The following is a 3,723-nucleotide window of genomic DNA, read 5'->3' on the forward strand; positions in this document are numbered from 1 at the left end:
GCAAGGGCGATGGCGAGCCCGGTTTGAAGACGATCTGGCTGGGCATGCAGCGCATCATGGACTTCGCCGCCGGGATCAAATAGGCCAGGGAGATGCCGGACACGGAAAGTTGTGTGTAATGGGATGCGCTTGGCCAGGGCGATGACGGCGTCCTTCGCCGCATCGATCGATGCGTCAGAGCGACATTCGATGCTCGGCGTTTCGGACAACACGCGGCCGTTGCTCGGTCGCTGGGCTTTGGTCACGAGAAACTGGGTCGGTGCTATCAACTGCATCGCCTGTGTATGCTCAATGCGTAATGACTGCGCCCGCAAGCCTTTCGGTCCGGGCGTTGGATCGAAATGCAGGAGCATCCCTGTCTCAATCGCCGAGGCCGGTTGTGGCGGGCGAAACGCAGACAGATGGAAAAAGTAACTGTGCCCATCGGACCCGGTGAGAAAACCGTATTGCTTGTCTGGCACGAACGAGACGACTGTTCCTTCCATTTAACGCCCCCGTTTAGGCCATCCCATTACACACAACTCTCCGTGTCCGGCATCTCCCTGGCATATTTGATCCCAGCGGCGAAGTCCATGATGCGCTGCATCCCCAACCAGATCGTCTTCAGGCCGGGCTCGCCATCGCCCTTGCGCCCGAGAAATCCGCCGAGGCGAGCGATCAGTCGCATCACCTCGTTGAGACGCGGGGGATCCTTGGGGATGGGCTTCTTGGCCAGGATGTACGCGGCCTGCCACTCTTCGGTTTCCAGCAACAAGCCCGCGTCCAGATCCGGCAGGGTACGCCCGAGGCGCATCAAACGAGCGATGCGCCAGCTCACGACCAGGAAGAGCGCCAGGGCACGCTCCAGACGGGCCATGGTGCCCAATTGTAGGGCTTCGACGCGGCAGGCTTCCTTGAGCACCAAAAACAGCATTTCGATGTCCCAGCGCGCCCGGTACCACTCGATCAACTCGACGATCGCCTCCAGGGTGGTGGCCTCACGGTTGGTCAGCAGGCGCCATTCGATCGGTTTAACCCCGGCTGGAGCATCCACTTCGCGGGCGATCACGCAGGTCGCGTCCAGGGTGCCGCGGCGCCCGTCCGGGAGGGTGACGCGTTGTGCATAAAGTTGCTGATGGACCTCGCGCGCCTCCCGCCCGCGCCCCGCCGGCAAGACGAAGCGGATCTCGCCAAGCGGTTCGCTCGCCAGCACCCGCGCCCACAGCCGATCGCCCTCGGGCAGGGCGCGGTTGTGCTTGGCGCGCAGCAGCCAATCGGCGGGGTGGCCCAGGTCGCGCGCACCCCGCATGAGGTCGAGCAGATCGCCTTCGCGATCGGCCACGTAGACCAGCCGGGTCTGCGGCAATTCGGCGGCCAGCTCGGCCACCCGCGCGTACCCCTCGCCCCAGCGCACGCTCTCCTTGATCCCCGGGCGCGTCCCGTCCGGATCTTTCGGTTCCCGTGCCCACATCCAAGCATCCAGCACGCCCAGCGGCTCGCGCGCGGGGGTGATGGCATAGGTCGGGTGCAAGTACATCCCGCGCTGGGCCTCGAAACTCAGCGGACCCAGCCCCTGGATCGCTTGTCCGTTGAAGTTCAGTTCGGTGGTGTCCTGCAAACACAGCACCACCGGCTGAGTCGCCATGCGCTCGCGGGTACACTGACGATGCGGTTCCAGGATGTCCATCCAGTCGAACGTCTCCTGCGCCAGAAAGCGATACGCCGCCTGGGTCTCCGCCCAGCCGTTGCACGCGCCCGGAAGGCTCGCCGTGGGCCGCTCGGCCAGACGCTCCACCAACTGCACCGCCCGTCGGTCACGGCGCGCATCGCCCAGAGCGATCCCGCGAAATTCGTCGTCTGCCCAACCCATACGGCCCCTAATGAACGTGACGGTCAACAACCAATTTTACCGCACACGGGGAGTTGTGTGTAATGGGATGCGTTTAGGCTTGGTAGCCACAGGATAGAATCCGAGAAATGAAAGGTCGCATGCGCGATCAGCCGACCAATTGCATCGGGGCGAGTTCCATAAGACGCGCACCCAGAATCTGCGCCGTCGCCGAGGTCATGATCGCCATTCAGATGTCTCCGTGGTGTAAGTTTCGGATCCACATTGATTAAGGACTCACACCGGCACGGACATCATAACAGCAACGTGTCTGGCCATCGTCGTTTGCCCCGCGCTCGACACATGTCCCGGCTGTCAAACCGTCTTCTCCGATCCCTCACAGGCACCCACGCCGGTCACGAACTTCCAGGGAATACTTGGTTGCTGCCTTCATTGCTCCATCCTCTCAAAGATTGGAGCCTTCAGGAAAGTCGGGGCGTTCCAGTTCACTCAAGTTCAACACATTGTCAGGTACCGATTTGTTTCCTTGGTCAAGGATGGATGTGATTAGAAAATCGAAATAAGCCATTCCGCGCGCGCATCATTCATTCCACTCGACCAGGTCGTTCAGTGATTCAGATGCGTTCATCAAGGTGTCTTTCCGCTGTAATACCTGATCGATCAGATAGGAACGCAGGCGTATGTGGCCGATATGGGATTGAATGGTCCGCAGTTTGGCAAACTGCGGCTCATACTTGAGAATCAGGGCTTTCTCCCAGTCCGTGAGGCGACCAAAGGCACCCAGGCGGTAGTGCTGGCTGATTCGACCATCCTTGTCCTTGCCGCGCTTGAGATATTTCGTGCGTTGCTTGCCTTGGACGCGATACCACTCGATTTGGAAAATGCCTGGCCCAGAGGTGGCTGTCTGTCTGACCCGCACCCCGATGCTGCCGCGCTCGCGGGGAGGGCGTGAGCGGCGCTCCTTGAGCATGGCTTCGGTGAACTCGGTCTTGAGTGCGTTGGCGCTGTCATGGAGGACCGCCAGAATCGCCATGCCATGTTCGGCCATGCAGGCGTCCAGTTGGTGAAGTTCTTGAATAGCCCAATCCAGGCGTGTTTCCGGATCCTGCCGTGTTTGCATGCGCTCACCCCATCTTGTTCGATCGCCGATCCACCCCTGATGTTTTGGCTTGGCGTTTCACCCCTGTTCAAATTTCCCTCCCCATCTCCACCCTACTGCCGGGGTGGAGATGGGGAGGTAGTTCACCCATGTCTCCGTGCTCGCTCCATCTTCACCCCCACCCGGACTGGTGCCTCTGGCATCTGGCCGTTGCAGGAACGCACCGCTCAGTTCGAGCAGGTTTGCGATCTTGTCCATGCCGTTCACCAAGTGGCGGGCCGGGGTTGGACGCGGATCGGGGTGTCCGCGCTGGGCAGATAGCAGGCGAGCAACCCGGCCAGAGGGTTGTGATGGGCACGACGTGACATCGAGTCTGGAGTAGTACGCCGCCGGCAATGACCAGGAATGTTCCTTCAGTGGTTCAAGCTGGCGCGTGCCGGCAGGTGCACCGTTGATACGGTCTTTCAGACGGTGAAGACCGACTTTCATTCACGTCAGGAATGGCGAGTATAGGAATGCGAGTAGGCCGTGTCCGCCCAAAACGGTGAATGATTTCATTCACCGTTTTGGGCGGACAAGCATGCGTCGATTGATTAGGATGACAAACACGAAAGATCGGGGCAGGACAGGGATCGGACGCTACCGGACAAAGACTGAGCGGGATTAGACGCATCCCATTACACACAACTTTCCGTGTCCGGCATCTCCCTGGCCTATTTGATCCCGGCGGCGAAGTCCATGATGCGCTGCATGCCCAGCCAGATCGTCTTCAAACCGGGCTCGCCATCGCCCTTGC

General features: G+C 60.6%; 3 protein-coding genes. All 3 read right to left on the bottom strand.

The window, feature by feature from the left end; all coding sequences use genetic code 11:
* Positions 1–485 (bottom strand): cold-shock protein (locus tag CCR95_RS26355; protein WP_201094920.1); only part of this gene is annotated, 485 nt, incomplete at its 3' end.
* 26 nt (positions 486–511) lie between these two features.
* Complete coding sequence (locus CCR95_RS12835; protein ID WP_201094921.1) at positions 512–1,849, bottom strand: IS4 family transposase; 1,338 nt, start codon at positions 1,847–1,849, stop codon at positions 512–514.
* A gap of 559 nt (positions 1,850–2,408) precedes the next feature.
* Positions 2,409–2,861, bottom strand: coding sequence for a conjugative transfer protein MobI(A/C) (gene mobI / locus CCR95_RS12840; RefSeq protein ID WP_201094924.1), 453 nt, complete (start codon positions 2,859–2,861; stop codon positions 2,409–2,411).
* Positions 2,862–3,723 lie beyond the last annotated feature (862 nt).

It is taken from the genome of Thiocystis minor (genome assembly GCF_016653465.1).
In the GTDB taxonomy this organism is placed as follows: domain Bacteria; phylum Pseudomonadota; class Gammaproteobacteria; order Chromatiales; family Chromatiaceae; genus Chromatium; species Chromatium minus.

Excerpts from the sequence above, each read along its gene's own strand:
- mobI (WP_201094924.1), bottom strand. The coding sequence starts at position 2,861 with ATGGCGATTCTGGCGGTCCTCCATGACAGCGCCAACGCACTCAAGACC.
- CCR95_RS12835 (WP_201094921.1), bottom strand. The coding sequence starts at position 1,849 with ATGGGTTGGGCAGACGACGAATTTCGCGGGATCGCTCTGGGCGATGCG.